General features: G+C 46.6%; 16 protein-coding genes. 12 read left to right on the forward strand and 4 right to left on the reverse strand.

Translation table 11 applies throughout. From position 1 onward, the window contains the following. The first annotated feature begins 26 nt into the window (after positions 1 to 26). Positions 27 to 1,358 carry an RIP metalloprotease RseP gene (gene rseP / locus NQ546_RS16545; RefSeq protein ID WP_004288638.1) on the forward strand — a complete coding sequence of 444 codons (1,332 nt, stop codon included), beginning with the start codon at positions 27 to 29 and terminating at the stop codon, positions 1,356 to 1,358. Between the two features lie 111 nt (positions 1,359 to 1,469). On the opposite strand, the gene NQ546_RS16550 is transcribed toward rseP, so the two are convergent. Further along, positions 1,470 to 2,369, reverse strand: coding sequence for a diaminopimelate dehydrogenase (locus NQ546_RS16550; protein ID WP_004288636.1), 900 nt, complete (start codon positions 2,367 to 2,369; stop codon positions 1,470 to 1,472). Positions 2,370 to 2,541: 172 nt separating this feature from the next. Between NQ546_RS16550 and ruvA the strand changes: the two genes are divergently transcribed. Further along, positions 2,542 to 3,138, forward strand: coding sequence for a Holliday junction branch migration protein RuvA (gene ruvA, locus NQ546_RS16555; protein ID WP_004288635.1), 597 nt, complete (start codon positions 2,542 to 2,544; stop codon positions 3,136 to 3,138). 36 nt (positions 3,139 to 3,174) lie between these two features. Beyond that, positions 3,175 to 4,173, forward strand: a complete 999-nt coding sequence (locus NQ546_RS16560) for a DUF3843 family protein (protein WP_004288634.1) — start codon at positions 3,175 to 3,177, stop codon at positions 4,171 to 4,173. Positions 4,174 to 4,376: 203 nt separating this feature from the next. Here the strand turns inward: NQ546_RS16560 and NQ546_RS16565 are convergent, their stop codons facing one another. Continuing rightward, complete coding sequence (locus NQ546_RS16565; RefSeq protein WP_039952924.1) at positions 4,377 to 5,540, reverse strand: M24 family metallopeptidase; 1,164 nt, start codon at positions 5,538 to 5,540, stop codon at positions 4,377 to 4,379. 174 nt (positions 5,541 to 5,714) lie between these two features. After that, positions 5,715 to 7,052, reverse strand: a complete 1,338-nt coding sequence (gene gdhA / locus NQ546_RS16570; RefSeq protein WP_004288631.1) for an NADP-specific glutamate dehydrogenase — start codon at positions 7,050 to 7,052, stop codon at positions 5,715 to 5,717. A gap of 290 nt (positions 7,053 to 7,342) precedes the next feature. On the opposite strand from gdhA, the gene NQ546_RS16575 reads away from it, so the two are divergent. The 9 genes from NQ546_RS16575 to NQ546_RS16615 all read left to right on the forward strand — a co-directional run bounded on the left by NQ546_RS16575 (position 7,343) and on the right by NQ546_RS16615 (position 21,179). Next, positions 7,343 to 10,312, forward strand: a complete 2,970-nt coding sequence (locus NQ546_RS16575; RefSeq protein ID WP_004288630.1) for a PEP/pyruvate-binding domain-containing protein — start codon at positions 7,343 to 7,345, stop codon at positions 10,310 to 10,312. A 237-nt stretch (positions 10,313 to 10,549) separates the two neighbouring features. Next, positions 10,550 to 11,944 (forward strand): DUF4493 domain-containing protein, encoded by a 1,395-nt coding sequence (locus tag NQ546_RS16580; RefSeq protein WP_239463467.1) that lies wholly within the window; start codon positions 10,550 to 10,552, stop codon positions 11,942 to 11,944. 19 nt (positions 11,945 to 11,963) lie between these two features. Further along, a complete protein-coding gene (locus NQ546_RS16585) occupies positions 11,964 to 13,238 on the forward strand; it encodes a DUF4493 domain-containing protein (protein WP_004288628.1) in 1,275 nt (424 codons plus the stop codon). Between the two features lie 6 nt (positions 13,239 to 13,244). Further along, entirely contained in the window at positions 13,245 to 15,422 is a 2,178-nt protein-coding gene (locus tag NQ546_RS16590) for a DUF4493 domain-containing protein (RefSeq protein WP_004288627.1), read from the forward strand. A gap of 69 nt (positions 15,423 to 15,491) precedes the next feature. Further along, on the forward strand, positions 15,492 to 16,169 hold the full coding sequence (locus NQ546_RS16595) for a hypothetical protein (RefSeq protein WP_004288626.1): 678 nt from the start codon (positions 15,492 to 15,494) through the stop codon (positions 16,167 to 16,169). 5 nt (positions 16,170 to 16,174) lie between these two features. Then, positions 16,175 to 17,080: a hypothetical protein gene (locus NQ546_RS16600; protein WP_004288625.1), complete on the forward strand. Its 906-nt coding sequence runs from the start codon at positions 16,175 to 16,177 to the stop codon at positions 17,078 to 17,080. A 10-nt stretch (positions 17,081 to 17,090) separates the two neighbouring features. Further along, positions 17,091 to 18,719: a PCMD domain-containing protein gene (locus NQ546_RS16605; protein WP_004288624.1), complete on the forward strand. Its 1,629-nt coding sequence runs from the start codon at positions 17,091 to 17,093 to the stop codon at positions 18,717 to 18,719. Between the two features lie 4 nt (positions 18,720 to 18,723). Continuing rightward, on the forward strand, positions 18,724 to 20,367 hold the full coding sequence (locus NQ546_RS16610) for a DUF4493 domain-containing protein (RefSeq protein WP_239463466.1): 1,644 nt from the start codon (positions 18,724 to 18,726) through the stop codon (positions 20,365 to 20,367). Between the two features lie 20 nt (positions 20,368 to 20,387). After that, positions 20,388 to 21,179 (forward strand): DUF4493 domain-containing protein, encoded by a 792-nt coding sequence (locus tag NQ546_RS16615; protein WP_004288622.1) that lies wholly within the window; start codon positions 20,388 to 20,390, stop codon positions 21,177 to 21,179. Between the two features lie 52 nt (positions 21,180 to 21,231). Here the strand turns inward: NQ546_RS16615 and NQ546_RS16620 are convergent, their stop codons facing one another. Next, a complete protein-coding gene (locus NQ546_RS16620) occupies positions 21,232 to 22,137 on the reverse strand; it encodes a metallophosphoesterase (RefSeq protein ID WP_004293910.1) in 906 nt (301 codons plus the stop codon). Positions 22,138 to 22,226 lie beyond the last annotated feature (89 nt).

Consider the following 22,226-nt stretch of genomic DNA (forward strand, 5'->3'; position numbering starts at 1 on the left):
TAAATCATAAAATAATAAATAATTAGATGGAAACATTCTTGATTCGTGCCCTGCAACTCATTATGAGCCTTTCGTTGCTCGTCATCATTCATGAAGGAGGGCACTTTCTCTTCGCTCGCTTATTCAAAACACGAGTTGAAAAGTTCTGCTTATTCTTTGACCCCTGGTTCACCCTATTCAAATTTAAACCGAAAAACAGCGAAACAGAATACGGCATCGGCTGGCTGCCTTTAGGCGGATATGTCAAAATTGCCGGTATGATAGACGAATCTATGGATACCGAGCAGATGAAACAGCCGGTGCAACCTTGGGAGTTTCGCGCCAAACCGGCATGGCAACGTCTTCTGATCATGGTGGGCGGCGTGCTGTTCAACTTTATCTTAGCACTGTTCATTTACTCCATGATACTCTTTACGTGGGGTTCAGAATATGTTCCCTTGCAAAAAGTGGCATTGGGTATGGACTTCAACGAAACAGCCAAAGCCGTTGGTTTCCGCGACGGTGACATACTGGTTTCCGCCGATGGCGTTCCTTTGGAGCGTTACAACAGTGACATGCTGACCAGCATTGTTGATGCCCGTCAAGTAACCGTATTGCGCAACGGAAGCGAAGCCTCCATCTATATCCCTGAAGACATGATGGAGCGCCTGCTTGCAGACAGCGTGCGCTTTGCCTCTTTCCGCACTCCGTTTGTGATAGACAGTATCCCAGCCGGTACTCCTGCCTCCCTTGCCGGACTGTTGCCGGGTGACAACATTACCCACGTGGACGGAAAGGCAATCTCCTACTCCGACTTTGAAGAGGACAAGATGCGCCGCAAACAAACCAATGCATCGCACGACCTGCACTTAACGTATATCCGCAACGGCGTTACAGATACACTGACACTGACCAGCGACTCCTTATACAATATAGGAGTATACCCAACCATGCAAACATCCAAATTGCTGCCTATCGTGAAAGAAGAATACAGCTTCTTCGCTTCTATCCCTGCCGGAATATCCCTGGGAGTAAGCACGCTGAAAGGTTACGTCAGCCAGATGAAGTATCTTTTCTCCAAAGAGGGCGTTAAGCAACTCGGCGGTTTCGGAACAATCGGCAGTATCTTCCCTGCAACGTGGGACTGGCATCAGTTCTGGTACATGACGGCATTCCTTTCCATTATCCTTGCTTTCATGAATATCCTGCCCATTCCGGCATTGGACGGCGGACATGTTTTATTCCTGATCTACGAGATTGTGGCACGCCGTAAACCCAGCGACAAGTTCATGGAACGTGCGCAAATGGTAGGTATGTTCCTGCTGTTTGGCCTACTTATTTGGGCAAACTTCAACGATATTCTCCGGTTCTTCTTCTGATGAGATAGGATATAAAAAAACACATCATCTGTTCCGGCAGAACAGATGATGTGTTTAAGGCAAACAGATGATGCATTTCCAGCAAACGCATCATCTGTTTTTTTTATGCTCTTATACCAAATGTGCAATCCACTCCTCGCGGTCGCCCGGCAGAAGGTCAATGACGGGAATCTCCACCATTGTGTAGCAACCCGGTTGCTGACGCATGGCGGCACGCGCCACGCACACCAGCACTTGTGCTGTGAGGGCAGGGTTGTTGATACGCATATTGAATTCGAACAACTGGTTCTGAGTTTTCCCGGAAACGCCCTTGCGAGTCAGGTTCACCCCATGTCCCATATCGAGCAATGCATCCACGCTCGGAACAAGCTTCACATGCGTCTCATCGTTCACGAAATACGGGTCTGCCTTGATAGCGGCAGCTACCTTGTCGAACTCATAGCCGTCGTTCAGCTCAATGTAAACCATACGGCGGTGTATGCCCGTACCGGTAGGAATGGTCATTGAGAGTGCTGCTTTCACGCCTTCAATAGCTTTCACCGCTACCGTATGTCCCATGCTCATACCCGGACCAAAGTTAGTGTACGTAATACCTTTCGGGGCAATAGCTTCCAGCAAGGTACGCACAACGGAGTCACTTCCCGGATCCCAACCGGCAGAAATAACAGACACTGTGTTATGAGCTTTCGCCTCGGCATCCAACGTGCGGCGCAATGCCGGAATACCTGTATGGATGTCGAAACTATCTACTGTATGAATTCCCAATGCCAATATTTCTTTGGCATATTTCTCAACGCTGCGAGTAGGGGTACAAAGGATTGCAACATCCACATCCTTCAACTCTTTAATATCTTTCACTACGGAATACTCACTCAGTTCTGCAGGACGGTTCTCTGCTCCTGCACGACGCACCACTCCGGCGATTTCAAAATCGGGAGCTGCCTGCAACGCCTCAAGTACAAAATGTCCGATATTGCCATAACCAACGATGGCTGCTCTTACTTTTTTCATCTTTTTATCGGTTTTAGTTATCAACTTTCTATTTTATGAGGACAAAAGTAAGCATTTTCATTTATATCTTAGTAAAGAAAGGGACAAGTTTTACAGAGTTTTTCTTTTTTTAGAGTCTAAAAGTCAATAATAATTCCTACATTCGCCAATTAATAGGTCATAAAGTGGTAATATGATAGAATACATAAAAGGCGAAATCGCCGAACTAAGTCCGGCAAACGCAATTATAGACTGTAACGGCCTGGGATATGCCGTCAATATCTCCTTGAACACATATGCCGCCATACAAGGGAAAAAGGAGTGCAAGCTGTACATCTACGAAGCCATCCGCGAAGACGCGTACGTTCTTTACGGGTTTATCGACAAACAAGAACGCGAACTGTTCCTACTATTGATTTCCGTATCAGGCATCGGAGGCAATACGGCCCGCATGATCCTTTCGGCCCTGTCCCCTTCCGAATTGATAAACGCCATCAGTACAGGAAATGCCAATCTGCTGAAAACAGTAAAAGGCATCGGTCTAAAAACCGCCCAACGTGTGATAGTCGATTTGAAAGACAAGATAAAGCCCGGTGGAATAGCCGCCGGAACAACCGATATCTCCGCCTTCACTGCCGCCAATGCACAGGTGCAGGAAGAAGCCATAGCCGCCCTCACAATGCTGGGATTTGCACAGGCCCCTTCACAAAAGGTTGTAATGGCCATTTTAAAGGAAGATGCCGGCGCTCCGGTGGAGCAAGTCATCAAACTGGCTCTGAAAAGGCTATAATCCCAATACATAATTATTCACACATAAAAACAAACAATGAAACCAACTCTTATCTCCATGAAGCAATGGCTAAGCGCCAATGAACGTACACGTACGCTGCCCGGTGACCAATGGTACATCAATTTTGCAGCAAAAGTATTTCCGATAGTAAAACAATCTCTGTTATTTAAAGAAAATGACTACATGCAGAAGAATGTAACGATCTCGCTCTGCATGTACTTTCAGGACGCCATTGCCCAAACAGGAGGTTGGAAGATATTCTCCGAATCATACTATTCGTTATACAACACGTATCTTCCTTTTTATCAGCTATCGGACGGTTATATTCCTGATGAGATTAATAAAGAAGACATAGCATTCGTGTTGTGGACGTTAAAGTCCCATGCCGCACTCTACGAACCGGACGAATATACACTGCAAGACCCGTATGATAAAGACTTGTTGGCTTTAGCCCAAGAGGTCTACACACTAATGGATGAGGATTTTGAAAAGGCTCCCATTAATGAAGAGCCTTCCTCCATGCTATGGGTAATGGGCCCTGACTTGTTGGAGATGCCTTTAACTCCCCTCCCCGAAATCACACCGGAAACGAAGCTGAGCAAGAACGCCGAATATTGTCTGGAGTATAGCGGGGGCAAACCGTTGCTGTATTTTGCCACCTACAAAGAACTATGCAAATTCTTTGTTGATGTCTTAAAGTGGGAGAACTCCCCTTCTTCCCTACTTCCTGACCTGCAGGATAAAAAAGAATTTGTAGTATACGCCAATGCCAAAGGCATGCTAATAGCGCATAATGTAGCCGCCTATTTTTGTGAAGAACATAATCCGATGTACAACGCCGAACGCGCTGCCGCCGAAGGCTACAAACTCTTTTGTCGTCCGGAAGCCTGCCCGTTCGACCTGATAAAATATGGAATGGCCAAAGGGATATTGCCGGATGTACAGCTTCCTTTCCCCAACGGCAAAGAAATATTGCACCGGAATTGGGACTTTATCGCCCGTTATTACTTATGCGAGTATTATGAAGGGGACTAAAAGGACACAACCACATCCCCGCCGGAACAATAAAGCCCAACCGACGGGAAAAAGAATAGGCAAATCCAAACCCTCAAAAGCCAACAACCAATTGAACAGAAGAGTGAAGTGAGGAAATTTAATGATTAGTGATTTGTTTGTGTTTAAGTTATATCATTGTCCGCATGAAAAGCACAGACAAATCACTAATCATTAATCACTAATCAAAGTTCTACGATCTCTTCTCCACACAGAGTCAGTTTTTCCAAGCCCTCTGTTGTTACAACCCAGGAATTTTCAATCCCGACAGGGCCTATGTCCGGCAAAACAATCTTCGGTTCCAATGCAAATACCATTCCCGGCTCCAACTCCTGCTTCATGCGCGGAGCCAATACCGGCATCTCATTTATCTCCAGTCCGATGCCATGCCCTATGAACTTCGCTTTTTGACTAACTCCCATAAAGTAATCCGCAAAACCGGCTTTAGTTACTATATCAATGGCCTTGTTGTACATATCTTCGCAAGCAGTCCCCGGTTTTGCCATTGCAGTAACCTCTTCTTGCACCTCCATACAAGTCTGATGCGCAGCATACGCTTGTTCCGGCAATTTACCGATGGAGAACACGCGGCTCATATCCCCCATATAGCCATAGAAGTTTCCACCCATATCCACCATGAAACACTGTCCCGCTTTCAGAAGCGTTCCACTCACCCCACCGGGCAATGACGGGTCAAGTCCTTTACCTCCCAACGCAAAATCATACGGGGAAGGGACTGCTGCATTATCACCGGCCAAAAGACTTCCCATAAAGATTTCCATGCTCTGCCCGAATACGCGGAAAATGCCCAAGCAACCTTCCAGACGCATCAACCGTTCTATTTCGATGGACAACTGCCGGTCCGTCATCCCCGGCTGATAAACGGAAGGGATTTGTTCATACGCTTTTGCATGGGCAGCTCCGGAACGGCGGAACAGTTCAATTTCCATCGGAGTCTTTATGCTTCGCGCCTGGCGGATCAATGCCGTACCGCAAGGCACAACTTCTGCTTCAGGGAAACAGGCAGCCAGACGGTTATATTCCGTAAAAGGCAGCTCATCGCCCTCCAGCATCAGTTTGGTTGGCAAAGGCAAGCCATATTCTTTCAACAATTCAGAAATCTGTTCCGGTTTACGGATAGAATGGATATGTTCGCCCTCAATGTCATTAGGACGTTTTAAGAACAAGCGCGCAGGAGCATTCAGCGGTAAATACAAATATCCGCTGACTACGCGTCCGTATGTATAGATTAAATTTACATTACAAGTGATAAGGGCGGCATCAATGTCCTGCTGCACCATGAGGGCACGTATCTTATCACGTCTCAATTTCAATTCAGGTTGTAACATCTCTTTGTTTTTTATAATTTCAAGATGCAAAGGTACGAAAAAACAGTAATTAGTGGTGAGCGATTAGTGATTAATCACTCACCACTAATTACTATAAAAAAAGCACTGCCCATACCTTCACAGGCAAGGGCAGCACAAACCACAAATACAAATACAACTAAACAAAGTTTTTCTTTAGATAATTCCCTGCCCCATCATGGCATGGGCTACTTTCATGAAACCGGCTATATTAGCACCTTTCACATAATTGATGTAGCCGTCGGGTTCAGTTCCGTATTTCACACACTGGGTATGGATTCCATGCATAATGGCATGCAATTTTTCATCCACCTCGGCAGCACTCCAGCTGATGTGCATGGCATTCTGCGACATTTCCAAACCGCTGGTGGCTACACCACCTGCATTCACAGCCTTACCCGGTGCATACATAATCTTATTCTCAATAAAGAGGTCAATGGCCTCAGGCGTACATCCCATATTAGAAATTTCGCCTACACAAGTCACATTATTATCAATCAAGTGCTGTGCATCTTCGCCGTTCAGCTCGTTCTGTGTTGCGCAAGGCAAAGCGATATCCGCCTTTACCTCCCATGGGCGTTTGCCCGGAACAAAAGTGGAGCCGGGGAATTCGTCGGCATACGGAGCTACAATATCATTGCCCGATGCGCGAAGTTCCAGCATATAATCAATCTTTTCACCGCTAATACCGTTCGGATCATAGATATAACCGTCCGGACCGGAGATGGTAATGACTTTCGCTCCCAACTGGGTAGCCTTCGTAGCAGCGCCCCAAGCCACATTTCCGAAACCGGAGATAGCAACGGTCTTGCCTTTAATGTCAATGCCTTTGGTCTCCAGCATCTGATGTACAAAATATAATCCGCCAAAGCCGGTTGCTTCGGGACGTATCAATGAGCCACCGAATTCCAGACCTTTGCCAGTGAAAGTTCCCGTAAACTCACGTGTCAATTTTTTATACATACCGAACATATAGCCCACTTCACGACCGCCCACACCGATGTCACCGGCAGGCACATCCATATCGGGACCAAGATGACGCCACAACTCCAACATGAATGCCTGGCAGAAACGCATCACTTCCGCATCACTCTTACCGCGCGGAGAGAAGTCCGAACCGCCTTTACCGCCGCCCATAGGCAGAGTGGTCAAAGCATTCTTGAAAGTCTGTTCAAAACCCAAGAACTTCAAAATAGAGAGGTTCACAGAGGCATGGAAACGAATACCGCCCTTATACGGACCAATAGCATTGTTGAACTGTACACGATAACCGAGGTTGGTCTGCACTTCACCCTTATCATCCACCCACGTGACGCGGAAAGTAAAAATACGGTCGGGTTCAACCAATCGTTCTATGATCTTTGCTTTCTCGAACTCAGGATGCTGATTGTAGATATCTTCGATAGAAAGAAGTACTTCCTTTACGGCTTGAAGATATTCAGACTCGCCGGGATGCTTTGCCTCCAAAGAGGACATGATACGTTCGATATTCATAATATTACGTTTTAAAGGTTCTTATCACGTTAGCCAATCGTTGTTTAGACAAAGTGTCAACGAACAACACTGCAAATATAGGAAAACTTTTCAAAACACCTAAACTTAACAGCAATATTTTAATCAAATAATGATAAAACGTCAGGCCGCACAAAACATGAAGGATTAACAAATTGAAGTTAAGCCATGCCATGCCAATATATCGCACCGGTAATTCTTTATTCTTCTATTCCTCATTCTTCATTTTAATTGTTACTTTTGTCCTCCGAACTAATAAACCATGAGAGAACATGCTTAGTAAGTTTAAATTAAACCAGCTATATTTCAAAGATACGCAGTTCGCCAACCTCATGACGCGGCGTATTTTCAATGTGCTTTTAATCGCCAACCCTTATGACGCTTTCATGCTGGAGGACGACGGACGCATCGATGAGAAAATCTTCAATGAATACACCTCGCTTTCCCTGCGCTACCCGCCGCGTTTCACCCAGGTTTCCACTTGCGAGGAAGCATTGGCGCAACTGTCTTCCATGCCATACGACCTTATTATATGCATGCCGGGCACAGGAGACAACGAGGGGTTTGACGTAGCACGAACCATCAAAGGTCAATACGAGCATATTCCCATGGTGATTTTAACGCCGTTCAGTCATGGTATCACCAAACGCATTGCCAACGAAGACCTCAGTTCGTTCGACTATATTTTCTGTTGGCTGGGAAACACCGATTTGCTGGTATCCATCATCAAGCTGATTGAAGACAAGATGAATCTGGAGCATGACGTCAGTGAAGTCGGCGTGCAGATTATTCTTCTGGTAGAAGACGGCATCCGTTTCTACTCTTCCATCCTGCCCAACCTCTATAAATTCGTATTGAAGCAGAGTCAGGAGTTCTCCACCGAGGCGTTGAATGCACACCAGCGTACGCTGCGTATGAGAGGGCGTCCCAAAATAGTTCTTGCGCGTACCTATGATGAAGCAATCGGCATTTACGAAAAGTACAAGAACAACATCCTTGGAGTCATTACGGACGTCCGTTTTCCCCGCGTAGAACGTGGTGAGAAAGATGCGCTTGCGGGTATAAAATTATGTGCGGCCATACGCAAGGAAGACCCGTTCGTGCCATTGATCATACAATCTTCCGAATCGGAAAATGTGTTGTATGCAGCCAAATATGACGCAGCCTTTATCGATAAGAACTCCAAGAAAATGGATGTGGACTTACGCCGTATCGTATCGGATAATTTCGGTTTCGGCGACTTTATCTTCCGCAATCCCGATACGCTGGAAGAGATTGCCCGCGTCAAAAACCTGAAAGAGCTCCAGAACATTCTCTTTGCTGTTCCGGCGGAGTCATTCCTCTATCACATCAGCCGCAACCATGTGAGCCGCTGGCTTTATTCACGCGCCATGTTCCCCATTGGAGAGTTCTTGAAACCTATCACATGGAACAGCCTTCAGGATGTGGACGCTCACCGTAAGATCATTTTCGAGGCTATCGTGAAGTACCGCAAAATGAAAAACCAGGGTGTGGTGGCGGTATTCAAACGCGACCGTTTTGACCGCTACTCGAACTTTGCCCGCATCGGCGACGGCTCATTGGGCGGGAAAGGCCGCGGCTTGGCATTTATCGACAATATGGTGAAGCACCACCCTGAATTTGAAGAGTTTGAGAATGCACGCGTTGCCATACCCAAGACCGTAGTGCTCTGTACAGATGTATTCGACGAGTTCATGGATACCAACAACCTGTATCAGATAGCCCTGTCCGATGCAGATGATGATGTGATTCTCCGCTACTTCCTGAAAGCCAAACTGCCCGACCGTCTGGTTGAGGACTTTTTCACTTTCTTCGATGTAGTGAAATCGCCCATTGCCATCCGTTCTTCCTCTCTATTGGAAGATTCGCACTACCAGCCTTTCGCCGGGATCTACAATACTTATATGATTCCCTACCTGGACGATAAGTATGAAATGCTCCGCATGCTCAGTGATGCAATCAAAGGAGTTTACGCCTCTGTATATTTCCGCGACTCCAAAGCCTATATGCAGGCCACAAGCAATGTCATCGACCAGGAAAAGATGGCTGTCATCCTGCAAGAAGTGGTGGGCAACCAGTACGGTGACCGCTATTATCCTTCCATGTCGGGTGTGGCACGTTCGCTCAACTACTACCCCATCGGAGATGAGAGAGCGGAAGAAGGCATCGTAAACCTGGCGCTCGGCTTGGGTAAGTATATCGTGGACGGCGGCATGACCCTCCGTTTCTCTCCCTATCATCCCAACCAAGTCCTGCAAACCAGTGAAATGGAAATTGCACTGAAAGAAACCCAGACGCGCTTCTACGCTCTCGACTTGCGCAATGCCGGCCATGATTTCTCTATCGATGACGGCTTCAACCTGTTGAAACTGCACGTAAAAGAAGCGGAAAAAGACGGTTCGCTCAACTATATAGCTTCCACCTACGACCCGTATGACCAGATTATCCGCGACGGTTTATATCCGGGAGGGCGCAAAGTTATTACCTTCGCCAATATCCTGCAACATGATGTGTTTCCACTGTCCCGCATCCTGCAACTGGCATTGAAGTATGGGCAGCAGGAAATGCGTCGTCCCGTAGAGATTGAATTTGCAGCTACCATGAGCCGGGAAAAAGACAAGACAGGCACTTTCTATCTCCTGCAGATCCGCCCGATTGTCGACAGCAAGGAGATGCTCGATGAAGATCTCACAGCTATCCCCGACGAGCAATTGCTGCTCCGTTCCAATAATTCCTTAGGGCATGGAATCATGAACGAACTGCAAGATGTGGTCTATGTAAAGACCGATGATTACAGCGCTTCCCACAATCAGGATATTGCCTGGGAGATAGAAAAGCTGAACCAGCAATTCTTGAATGAAGGAAAGAATTATGTCCTGATAGGTCCGGGACGTTGGGGTAGCAGTGACACGTGGCTCGGAATTCCTGTTAAATGGCCGCATATCAGTGCAGCGCGCATCATTGTAGAAGCCGGGCTGACGAATTATCGCGTCGATCCCAGTCAGGGGACACACTTTTTTCAGAACCTGACTTCCTTCGGAGTAGGCTATTTCACGATCAATGCTTTTATGAACGACGGAGTATACAATCAGGACTTCTTGAATACGCAACCTGCTGTGCATGAGACTAAATACCTGCGCCATGTCCATTTTGAACATCCGATAGTGGCCAAGATGGACGGGAAAAAGAAACAAGGAGTGGTATTGCTGCCCGATTCCTAACGTATTGTTGTTAAAAATAAGCAAAAAAAGCAATGACAGGCTCTTCTTTTTTTGCTGGAAATGGAACAAATGATGTTCCATTTTTCATTTTTGCATGTAAAACGGAGCTTTATAGGAGCTTTTTATTGCCTAAAAGCAATATCTTTGTACCCGAAAAGAGAACTAATAAGTGAAAAAGATAATCAAGTTTTGCAAATGGGCAACACACATGCAACTGTTCTAATCTTACTTGCAACAATGTGCACCCTGTTATCCGGATGTACTAAAGACAATGACTACACAGTCACAACAGGCAAGGGGCGCCTCAACATCAGGTTGATTGCTGACGGCAGCACACAGGATGTAGCTACGCGGGTGGAAGAAACATTACCCGATATAAACGATTTTGCAATATCTGTTTTGAAAGGTGATGAAGTGAAATACTCCTGCGATAAGTTCAGCCAATATTCGGATGAAGTCTTATTTCCCATCGGGCAATATACTCTAAAAGCCTCTTACGGGCAACTTCATAACGAAGGATTCAACAAGCCCTGCTTCACAGGTCTGCAAGAGTTCTCGATTGAAGACCAGAAGGAAACAAATGTGGAAGTGACCTGTCATCTTGCCAATGTCAAGGTGTCGGCCACTTATACGGAAAGTTTCAAGAAATACTTTTCCGATTACAGTCTGAAAGTAAATTCGGAAGGCAACTCTCCCATCCAGTTTGCCAAAGAGGAGACACGTTCCTGCTATTTCAAGCCCGGCAAACTGACCCTCACACTGAACCTGACCAAAAGAGACGGCGGCGTCCAGTCCTCCTACCAGCCCATTGTTATAGACAATGCGCTGGCACAACATCATTATAAGTTTAATTTTGATGTCAACGCAGGAAGTGCAACCGTAAACATCACCTTTACGGACAGGACCGAAACAGTGACGCACACCATTGATGTGTCAGACGGGACTATGCGTATAGATCCTCCTTTCTTCATACTTAATGGATTTACCAGTAATACGGCATTAGACATCAAAGAAGGAAAGGAAGCCGATCATCCTTTATCCTTATATTTGAATGCGCGTTCCGGCATCGAGGAGTGCATATTAACCACATCGTCCTCCTCGCTCATTTCACAAGGCTGGCCTGCCTATATAGATTTGGCCGACTTATCTACCGACAAGCTGCAATTATTGCAATCTTTCGGTTTGCAGCTTAAGGGGCTCGGAGCCAACAAAGACAAGATTGCCACGATTGATTTCACCAACGTCATTCCCCATATAGAATATGACAACGGGGTTCTCAGCACCTTTAAGCTCGTGGCCAAGGACAAACTGAAAAAAGTGAATAAAGAGGAGGTTATATTGGCGATAAACAGTCTTAGCAACCAATTTGCAGTGGTTCCTCCCGAAGCGTTGCCATCGGGTTCCACCTACATTGACCTGGTGGTCACTTTGGATGGCAAACCGGAAACCATAAAAGCCAGTTGTATATTATACGGCGCTTCACAAGATTTGAAATGCGGACTTTTATCTACTGAAGGTGATGGCATCACACATCATATCCGCGTCACGTTCCCTGTCAAGATAACGTCATCCACGCAAATGACAGTAACCTGCGGACGCAAAAAAGCAACATTCACTTTATCCGTAAACTAATTGAACATATACTTTCGATATGAAGAAATCAGTATGCATAATAGTACTCTCTTTAGTGTATGTGCTCGCATTTGTTTCATGCGAGCGTGAGCAATACTCCACCGAAGAGGGAAATAAGGTAGAAACAGTTTCGGAAGGGCAGATAAACCTTTCTTCCTTGAAACTGACGGTAAACGTCAACGCCAATGCTGCAACACGTGCCGATATAGATACAAAAAACTATATCATCCGCATCTATAATCGTGACAACGATAACAAACTCGTACAAGAATGGAAATACAGTGAGATGCCGGAGATTTTCTCATTAAAGGTGGGCAACTACACCGTAGCCGCATTCTCGCACGATGTTCTTCCCGCCGAGTTCGAGCATCCCTATTACTACGGGAAAGAAGACTTTGAAATCCTAAAAGACCAAATCACCGACATCATAGACCTGCAATGCGTATTGCGCAGCGTCATGGTGACAGTGGAGTATGACGAAAAGCTACTGACCCTATTGGGCAATGATGTAAAGGCAAATGTCACTTTAGGCCAAGGCTCACTGGATTTTGTAAAAGATGAAACACGCGCCGGTTACTATCAGGCGATCAATGAAAACGCCAATGTAATCACCACACGCCTCACCGGAACCGTAGAGGGTGAAAGCGTGGATATATCAAAAGGATTTCCGCAAGTGAAAGCAGGCGCCCATAAGATTATCAGATATACACTGAAAGATGTGGACGAAAACGGCAGCTCCGAGGGAGGCAATGCGGACATCAGCATCCGAATCGACGTGACTTGCACCACCGTAGAGCAGGATATCATAGTAGACCCCGATGAAGATATCGTTCCCGACGAGCCCGATGAGCCGGACAACCCGGACAATCCTTCCGGAGAGCAACCCACCATCAAGGGGGACGGATTCAACATATCCAAAGCTATCGTATTGCCTGAGACGACCTCTCCCGATAATCCTTATCCGGTAGTGGTGAACATCGCCGCTGTCAACGGCATCGCCAACCTGAAAGTCACGATAGACTCCGACGTCTTGGATGAAGACGCATTGGCAGATGTCGGCCTGAAGAAAGACTTCGACTTGGCCCATCCCGAAGAGCTGAAAGACGCCTTGGAAGGATTAGGCTTCCCCGTAGGCGAAGATGTTGCCGGAAAGACAGAGTTGATATTCAATATTACCAAGTTCACCGGATTATTGACAATGCTGAATCCCGGCACCCACAATTTCATTATTACGGTTGTAGACACCAAGAACAATAAGACAACTGAAACATTAACACTTGTCTGGAGTAACTAACTATTTATGAAACGGACTATTTATAACATATCGGCATTACTTTTTCTCATTCTCGCAACCACCGGTTGTCGCGAAAAAGACCTGAACGAGAGTGGGTTGCTCAGATTGAGCATCGGGATAAAAGACAAGGTGGAAACCGTTACCCGCACACTGTCCGACGAGGAACAGAATGCCTTGAAGGGAAATGCTAAAATCCGCATATACAGCGGTAAAGGGCTTGTACGCAAATACAATGGGACAGCCGAAATGCCGGCAGAAATGCAACTTGCAGCAGGTGACTACAACATCAAAGTAGCAGCCGGTGACTCCGTTGCCGCTTCTTTTGACAAGACATTCTATCGGGGAGAAAAGGATTTCAGCATCCATGCCGGTCAATCCTCTTCCGTCAGCGTGGAATGCATCATTGCCAACACGCTGGTTACCGTAGAGTTTGCCAAAAGCCTGACGCAGGCATTCCAAAGCTACGAAGTGCAGGTAGCCTCATCGGCAGGCAGCCTGACATTTACCGCCGACAACCCCAATGCCATTGGCTATTACATGATTCCCGCCGATGACGCGCAGTTGTCTTGGACGTTCAAGGCAACGACACTCAGCGGAAATGAGTACACCCGTACAAATACCCTGACCGTTGCGCCAACCACACGCTACGACCTGACTTTCGGATATGAAGACAGCGGAGAAAGCTACGATGACGGTGGTTCTACCCTGACACTGGACATAAATACCGAGCCATTAGAAACAAGCACCGTTGAGGTTCCGGTTTACAGGCGTCCCAGCATCACCGGAAAAAACTTCGGGAATGAGAACGAGCTGTTTGTCGAATTAAACAAAGGTACAGAACAGGAGTTTTGGATAGCCACCTCTTCCATCCTGACAAAAGCTCTGGTAAGCTGCGACCAATTCACAAGTTTGGGACTCCCCGTCAATTCATTCGACATATTGGCCATGAATGCCGAGGACAAAAGCCTGTTCAGCAGCTACGGTGTGAACATTGTGTCCAAGTACAATGTCAACACCGGTCAAGGTAATACCAAAATAGGGCTTTCGGAGGCCTTCATGCAGAAGCTGTCACAGAAAGAAGGAGTATATGACATACAAATCAATGCAACGGACGACAATAAGTTGCAACGCTCTTCTGTGTTCCGTTTCATCGTATCGGATGCAATAGTGGTCACCACTAACGTAATAGATGCGGAAGTATGGGCAACAAAAGCCACCATACGCGCCTCGTTGGCAAAAGAGACGGAAGAGGCTTTGGCCTTTAAATACCGCATAAAAGGTACAACGGGCGAATTTACCGTTCCCGCTCAAAGAGTAAACGGTTCCAAACTGCTTTATGCCAACATCAAGAATCTGGCTCCCGGTACAACTTATGAATACTGGGCGCTGGCAGGAGCTTCGCCCTCAACAATCATCAGCCAGTTCACTACCGAAGCAACCACCCAATTGGAAAATGCGGGATTTGAATATTGGACAGACGGCACGCCAATGCTTGTTTTCGGTTCCGGACAGTCCATGTGGTGGGATAGTGGAAACCATGGTTCCGCCACTGCCAGCATAAACATCACAACTTACAGTACAGAATATAAAAACAGCGGAAATTTCTCTGCCAAATTGCAATCCAAGAAAGCCGGCATGATGGGCGTGTATCAATTCGCAGCAGGCAACCTGTTTGCCGGGAAGTACATAGCTACGGAAATGTCCGGTGTCAGGGGCAACGGCGTCTTGGGTTGGGGACGTCCTTTCAGCTCCCGCCCCGTAGCCTTGAAAGGTTACATCCGCTACGAGCCCAAAGCAGTCGACATGACCAACAATTGCAGCTACATCAATGCGGGCGATATGGACAAAGGGTGCATATACATCGCTTTGGGCGACTGGGTAGGCGAGACAGCCAACGGTGAGACATGGCCCGTCATCGTTAAAACCAATTTCAAAGACGGCAACAGCGCCAAGCTCTTCAATCCCAACGACATTCACATCATTGCCTATGGTGAAAAGACGTGGGATGAAGCCACCGCCGGAGACGGGATGGTTGAGTTCGAGATTCCCATCGAGTATCGCAACATGGATACCAAGCCCACCAGTATCGTGCTGGTAGCTTCCTCCAGCAAATACGGAGACTATTTCACAGGCGGCGTAGACAGTACAATGTGGCTCGACGATCTTAAGTTGGTATATGAATAATCCGATATTCTCGTGAAAAGGACTGTTATATATATATGTATCCTGCTGTTTATACTGCCTCATGCTGCCATGCAGGCGCAAGAGTTTAAACGGTCTATTGAGTTGAAGACCTTTGTTCCCAAAGGGCAATGGATTCTGGGAAATTCCATTTCCTATTCGGAACACAATGAAAGCAACTACAACTTCCTTATTATAGAGGGCATCAACTCCGACGGATATACCTTTAAGGTGAGTCCGATGCTGTGCTATGCATTCAAAGACAATTTAGCGGCGGGCGGCCGTTTCAGCTATGCCCGCACACTCACCAAGCTGAGCGGAGTTACTATCAATGTAGATGACGACAACCAATTCGATCTGGACGACATGTACCAGTTGAAACATTCCTATGCAGCTATGGCAATGATGCGCAGCTACATCAGTCTGGGAAACAGCAAGCGCTTCGGACTCTATTGCGACATACAGCTGCAAATGGGTGGCAGCCAGTCCAAGGTGGTCAGCGGTACGGGCGAAGACGTTACAGGTACCTATTCCACTTCAACCGATCTCAACATCGGCGTAGCTCCGGGAATGGTTGCATTCATCAACAACTATACGGCAGTAGAGGTCAGCGTAGGCGTATTGGGTTTCGACTTTAGCAAAACCCGGCAAACGACGAACCAAGTATATATAGGCGAACGTTCCCTTAATTCCGCGAATTTCCGCATCAACCTGTTTTCCATAGGCTTGGGCATCGCATTTTATTTGTAAGAAAGATGAAGAAACGAACGATACTGACATATGTACTCTGTGGCATGGCAAGCATTTGTTTCGCACATACACAAACGGGTGATACGCTCCGTTCCATAAGCGGCCGCGATTCACTGATCCGCGAAACGGTGTTTGTGCATGATACAGTCTACCTGCAAGCGCCAAAGACAACAGCCAAACCGGAAGATATAATCCGCACCAAGGCTATTGGACGTTACGACCGCGGCATCATCAACTACCGTTTCATACCCAAAGGCAAATGGATTGGCGGAGCTACGGCATCCTATGTGGATTTTGACAGTCAGGACAGCCGCCTGTTGTTCTCTTTGCTGAAAGATTTCGATTGCCATGCCCGCACAGTTTCTGTGAAGCCGTTCATCGGATATGCCGTACGGAACAACATCGTCATCGGTGCCAAGCTGGGCTATAACCACACCGTTGCCCAGTTGGATAATCTGGCTCTGAACATGGACGACCTCGATTTTTCACTAAAGGACATACGCTATACGGAAGATACTTACAGCCTTGGGCTTTTCCACCGTTCCTATGTAGGGCTGGATGCCGGCAGACGTTTCGGGCTGTTCAACGAAACAACGCTTTCATTCAATACGGGCACCACGCGGTTCTCTCGTGGCACAGAAAATGCCGAAGCGGCAGCAACTGATTCGGAAAACGCTTTCAAAAGTACAGAAACCACGCTCTATGAGCTTCACTTGGGCATAAACCCCGGAGTAGCCGTATTTATCATGCAGAATGTTTCTGCCGAAGTCTCTTTCGGAGTGATCGGCTTTAAATATAGCAGCGAAACGCAAAAGAACAATCTGGGAGAAACCGGCAAGCGCCACAACAGCGGTGCGAACTTCAAGATTAATTTGTTCAATATCAATATAGGTATCACCCTTTGTTTGTAAGATTGAGAGTATGCATCAGAAAGTCTATATACAGATCCGTTTAGGATGTTTCTTGCTAATGGCCGCTTTCCTGAGCGCCTGCATCGAGAACGATGTACCCTATCCGTACATCAAGCTCTTTGTTACCGGCACTGAAATTGACGGCCAAATAGGAAGCGCCGTCATTTCGAATGACGACCGCACCGTAACGGTCAACCTGGAGGACACCGTCAACATGAAGAAAGTGCGCGTGAAAAGCATCAGCGTAACCGAAGGAGGGCGTTGCAGCCTGCCTGACGATACGATTATAGACCTCAGCAACCCCTATCCGCTGACCCTCTCATTATATCAGGACTACCAATGGACTTTGAAAGCCAATCAAACCATTGAACGGCGGTTTACCGTAGAGCACCAAGTGGGCGCTGCTACATTCGATGAAAAGGAGCATTTCGCCTCAGTCAACATCAGCACCAAAGGCAGTTTGAAAGACATCCGGCTAACCGACCTAAAGCTGGGGCCTACCGGCTCCACTGTCAACATGAGCAGCGGCATTCCCTATTTGGAATGGCAGCAAATGGGCAACTACGCCAAAGCAAACGTGGTGGTGAACTTCCGCGATTTCATTGTAATGGAAGAATGGACGCTCTACGTATTCCAAGTAGAGACCAACGTAGTCACCAAGTCGGCAGACGGTTGGGTAAATGTGGCATGGCTCTATGGGGAAGGCGTGGAAGGCATGGAAAACGGCTTTGAGCTGAAAGAGAAAGATGCAGAGGAATGGCAGCCGGTAGATGCCTCCTACATCACCGCCAATGGCGGAAGCTTTACGGCACGCGTTCCTCATCTGAAAGCGGGAACCTCTTATGTGTGTCGTGCTTATTCGGGCGAAGACAAGGGTGAAGAAATAGAGTTTACCACCGGGACGGCCGTAGAGCTTCCCAACGGTTCGTTCGACGAATGGCACAAGGTGAACAAGGTGTGGGAACCATGGGCGGAAGGCGGCAATCCTATCTGGGACAGCGGAAATGACGGTGCAACCACTTTGGGCGAAAGCATCACTGTACCCACAAGCGACACATGGAGCGGTGCACCTGCCGGAGGACAGGCTGCACAGTTAGGCTCAAAGTTCGTCGGGCTGGGCGGTGTGGGCAAGTTTGCCGCCGGCAACCTGTTCATCGGCGAATATGTCCGCACAGACGGCACCAATGGCATTTTGAGTTTCGGCAAGGAGTTTACGGCACGCCCCACAAAGCTGAAAGGCTACTATAAATATGCCACAGCACCTATTACCTATCTGCCTTCCAAGTCGAATACGGACGACTACAACCGTTTTCTCCCCTATAAGGACAAGCCGGATACATGCGCCATATATATAGCTTTAGGCGATTGGGACAAACCGGTAGAAATCAGGACCAATCCCAGAGACCGCAAATTGTTCGACAAGAATGACCCGCATGTCATCGCTTATGCAGAGTTCAACAGCGGTACGAGTGTGGACAGTTACACCCCACTGGAGCTGACTTTACAATACAAATCAACCAGCCGCGTACCCACTCATCTCATAGTGGTATGCTCGGCAAGCAAATATGGCGACTACTTCACCGGAGGAGCAGGAGCCACGTTGACCATAGATGAATTCAGTTTGGAATATGATTATTAAAGATATGAGAATATTACGTTACATATTGGCAACACTCGCTGTACTGGCAACATTCACCGCTTGCCGGGAAGAGGACGAATTGAACAAAGCGAAAGGCCGGGTAGTATTAGGAGAAATAAGGATAGAAGCAGAAGAGGCAAACACCCGCGCCATTTCAATTCCCACTCCTCAGCCCGAAGATTTAACCATAGAAATAATAGATCCGGACGGCTACACAATAGAAAGCGGAAAGATAGACCATTATGCCAATGGAATAGATCTTTTCGTAGCCTCATATACATTGCGTGCCTACTACGGCAATAAACAGCAAATGGGGAATAGTCCCTATTTTGAAGGAATTGCCGAGTTTTCCATCTCCGAAGGGCAGACCACCCAAATAGGAACTGTCACTGCCAAACTTGCAAACGCTGTCATTATTCCAAACATACCTACCAATATCATAGACCACTTTATCGGCGTGCCCACATTCTATGTCTGTAAAGGAGAAGAGAAAAAAGAGGTTACTAACGGACAGGCATTGTATGTGCTGCCGGGAGAATATACATTGACACTGGAAGGAAAGAATAAAGCGGAAATTGAGGTCAAGCAAACAATAGCCACATTGAACGCACAAGCCCAAAAGGCATATAATATCAATTGCGACTTATCACTGCCTAATTTAACATTACCAGACCAACAGGCAGGTGCATGGGCAAAACGGCTTTATATAACTCCTGCCACTGCAACAGATAAGAATGGAAAAGAAATAGATACGCCTAAAGGTATCATATACCAGTTGCTACCGGAGAATTCATCTGATTGGAGTACCGCTATAACGAAAAAAGATAATGGGAACCAAGGAGACGTTGTTTTCACTGAGCTTGCTCCCAATACTACATATAAACTTAGAGCATCATTAGGGGAAGATATGGTAACTGATATTGTGCCTTTTACAACAGAAACTATCATTGATATTCCTAATGGAAGTTTAGATGAATATTCAATTACGGCAGGAAAAGATAATGATAATTGGGGAGGTGGAAGTCTTTTTTCTAAGGGGCGTGGAGCTGTTTATGAATTTTATTCAGATAGAAACCCTAACAACAGTCCATGGAGGACTAATAATGAAACAAAATGTCCTCTAAATACAGGATATATTTATAGTTGGAGTTCACGTTCAGGAACACGCCCTGATACAAACTCCAAATCCAATAATTGTGCAAAAATAATGACGAGTGGATATGGGATTACCGGAGTATCACTGACAGCCCCCGATAGTCCCAGAAATGTAGCAATCGGCAGTCTCTATACCGACAAAGTGAATTGTAAATCAAGACCCTCAGCATTAGCTTTTTATTATAAATATATCCCATATAAGGAAACTGACAGCCCAATTATAAAGATAAATATCTATAACAATAATACAATAATAGGAAATGCACAACTGGTATCTTCTTCTTACGATAAAAAGTATCAAGCCGAAAAATGTAAATTAGTTATAGACTATCACAATAACTTCAGAGTTGAAGCCACACACTATGAAATAATGTTTGAATCTGGAACAAATACAGATGTATATATGCGTGAGGATAGTAACAAGGATGATGAAATGCCAATGTTTATCGGCAGCGAATTATTTATAGACGAAGTCGAACTTATTTACGAATAACCCATAACCCTATATTAGCAATGAAACAATATTTATCTCTCATTTTATTTCTCTTTCTTTTGGCAGCATGCGACAGCAGCGATGCTCCCGAAGCAACCGGGTATGGATATATCAACCTGAACATAGGCACCAATCCCGAAATATCCGTAGCTACGACACGTGCAGGGGATACCGATACGGATGTCTCCACATACCTGATTACCATTAAAAGCGGCACCACCACCTATCTGAGTCAAAAGCCTTATAGCATTATCCAATCCACTCCTTTGAGGTTTGAAGCGGGTACTTATAGCATAATAGCAGAAAGCTGCATAAGCACTGACGCTGAGTCGGCCAATGACCGTTGGGGCAAAGCGCGTTATTACGGAAGTCAGGACATAACCGTTGTCACCTCACAAACCGTCAACGCAGACATTATATGCACCATGCAGAACGCCAAGGTCAATGTGGAATACGATCAAACCTTCAAAGACATCTTCGGCAAGAACCCTGAAGAGCCGTATAGTGTCACCCTCTACCGGGAAGGGCGTCAAGAACGGCTTTTGAAATTTGATGAGAACGCCTCCTTCAGTACCCGTTCCGCTTATTTCAACATATTGGAGAATGCCAGCAACAAGCTCATATACACCATTACAGGTTATTACAACGGGAAGAAAGTGATGAAAGAAGGCGAAATAAATTCACTTGAACCGCAGAAATGGGTGAAGCTGACTATCAAAGCCACACAAACCGGAAAAATAGAACTGGGAGTGGCGGTAGATTCATCGGTCACAGAAGAAAACAAGGATTTTGACGTGAATCCCTATGCCTGACAAGTCATGGTTTTCTCCCCGTCCCCCACTCCTCTTGCTTCATAAACCCGCCTCATGGGCGTGAAAGCAGTGTGATCACCACTACCTCGCTCGGTGCGAAGAGACGGACATTCTTGTTGGAAGTACCAATGCCGTTGGTTATGATAATCGGCGTGTTACTTGAGTTATACTTCAGTCCCGTAAGGAAGCGCTGTCCGTAGTGAGACGGAATGATAGGAGCATACAAACCGAACACAGTCACCTGCCCGCCATGCGTATGTCCGGCAAGCACTAAGTCGGTATTGGTAATGGGCACATCTTCGGCATAGTCGGGAGTATGCGTCAGCAAAACAACGAAGTCCTCCGGAGCAAGGGAAAGAGTGGGCGACTGTCCGTTCTGCCCTATATCGAAAGGATTGCGTACACCGGCTATCACGATATGTTCGCCATTCCGCCTCAAGGTGTCCGCCTTATGCTCCAGCAGATGTATGCCCTGCCGTTCCATTTCCTTCAGGATATCATCATAACACGCTTCATAATCGTTGTTTCCAAGAACGGCATAAGTGCCCAAAGGCGTTTTCACCGCTCCCAGCGCAGCAATAACATCCGGAACATACTCGCACCCCTCATGCAGATCGCCGCCTATCAACAGGGCGTCAGGATGCAAATCGTTCAGCAAGCGGGTTATGTCCTCCAGTCCCTCCTTTTTCAGCAGGCTCCTGTAATGCAAGTCGGAGATAAAAGCCAGCCTGCATCCGTTGAACGCCGCAGGAACATCACGATGAGCAAACTCATACTGCCTGACGCGTTTCACATTCTTGTATCCGGATGCAGAAGACCGGGACATGCGGACAGTATATTCCTCCGGAAGAGGCGAAACGAACTGCCGGGTGGACCGGCACGAGGAAAAGAGTAACAACACCAAAGCCGACAGACACAGCAGATTCCTCAACTCCCTATAAAACAGCGCTTGACACATAAGCCTTTCTTTATTGTTTAATGAAATAATAAATTTTACCTTGACAGCAGTACAAAGATAATAATTCCTTTCCTTATCTTTGTACTATA

This window comes from Bacteroides eggerthii (assembly GCF_025146565.1).
Classification (GTDB): domain Bacteria; phylum Bacteroidota; class Bacteroidia; order Bacteroidales; family Bacteroidaceae; genus Bacteroides; species Bacteroides eggerthii.